Here is a 1,334-nt window from a genome sequence, read left to right as displayed (position 1 = left end):
CAGTTAGAGATGTTATAGCTGTGACTCTGAAAGCAGATAACTTTGGCCCGATGCCGTCAACATTACCTTTTCCGCAGGTCTGCCGCGTTTACCGGTTTTGACCGTAACCAGCTTGATTAACGGTGGTATGTGATGAAGGCAGTAACTCATGCCTTGTTGAATTTGTTCTTTCGGTATCCGGCGGCCAAACCACTGGCTGATGTCGGTCATGGTGCATTGCTTACCATGTTTAGTAGCTGCCTGAAGAATGCCCAGCGCGATTTGCCTGGCCCTTACATAATGCTGTTGCTCATTAAAATAGCGATGGGTGTACAGCACCGACTGCCTGGAAAAGTCAGACCACAGCAGTGCAGCATCCAGATCCGGTATATCGACGGTTTCCCTGCCATCCAGCAGTGCCAGCAAGCTGGCAATGATCAGCACATGCAACCGGTGTCTCTGGCAGAGCATTCGGACCGACTCGCAGTCCGGTAAGTTTTTCAGATGCTGATAGATACCATACCAGTGATGATGTGCGGCAGTGGTAAATCGAACCTTTCTGGCCAGTTGATACTGGCGCTTGAAATGAGTCTCAAAGCTGTGGTTTCGTGCAACCAGTACGGCATGAGCTATTCGTTCGGCCAGTTGCGAAAGCATCGACTCATCCAGCGGTTCTGGCCAGGCACAGCAGCGATCCGAACAGGTCCAGAGCATCAGCATGCGGTTGAGCATGCCATTGCCGGACATTACCGCCGTTTGTCGATGCTGGCTCAGTTCGGTGGGGGTGATGCTGCCGACCAGGACAAAATACGGGTCGGTCACGCAGACCTTGTCCCGTTTGGTCAGCGGCTGGACCGTCTTGAAATCGAAGCCGTTTCTCAAGACATGGGACAGGGTGTTCCCCTGTCGTTCGGCCATGTTAAGGATGTTGCCGAATTCGCTTTCGATGATCAGAAACCGCTTGTCAGCTATCTCGATCTCTTCTTCGCTTTTGCCGGATGGTTTGTACCGGTCGGTCTTGGCCATGGCCAGTCCTTCGCCAGACGACAGACCGCCTTCATGCACATCCAGCGATGGATACTCTACAATCCCTTCGGTGTCACCACGCTGCCACGCTTGGTAGAACCGTTGCTGCAGCACCTCTTCCACCCTTTTGAACAGGGCTTTGGGTGGGTATTCACTGGTACCCTTGCCCTGGCCAGTCGGGCCATTCAACAGATAGTAAATATTCAACCGCCGTTGTTCGGCACCCAGTTGCAGATAGCGCAGCGGCCCCACCAATGCCGAAAACCATGCCAGCACGTAAGCGCCCACCGCCACCGGCACGGCCTCACTGTTGCGGGTACAGAAATTTA

General features: G+C 53.6%; 1 protein-coding gene. It reads right to left on the bottom strand.

The window, feature by feature from the left end; genetic code table 11:
* Window positions 1-12: 12 nt before the first annotated feature.
* On the bottom strand, window positions 13-1,334 hold a 1,322-nt coding region (locus tag KDK13_RS07345; protein WP_257284323.1), incomplete at its 5' end, for a YfjI family protein.

This window comes from Endozoicomonas sp. SESOKO1 (assembly GCF_024606265.1).
Classification (GTDB): domain Bacteria; phylum Pseudomonadota; class Gammaproteobacteria; order Pseudomonadales; family Endozoicomonadaceae; genus Endozoicomonas.
The sequence above is the reverse complement of the archived record's forward strand: the minus strand, read 5'-3'. Positions and strand labels throughout refer to the sequence as shown.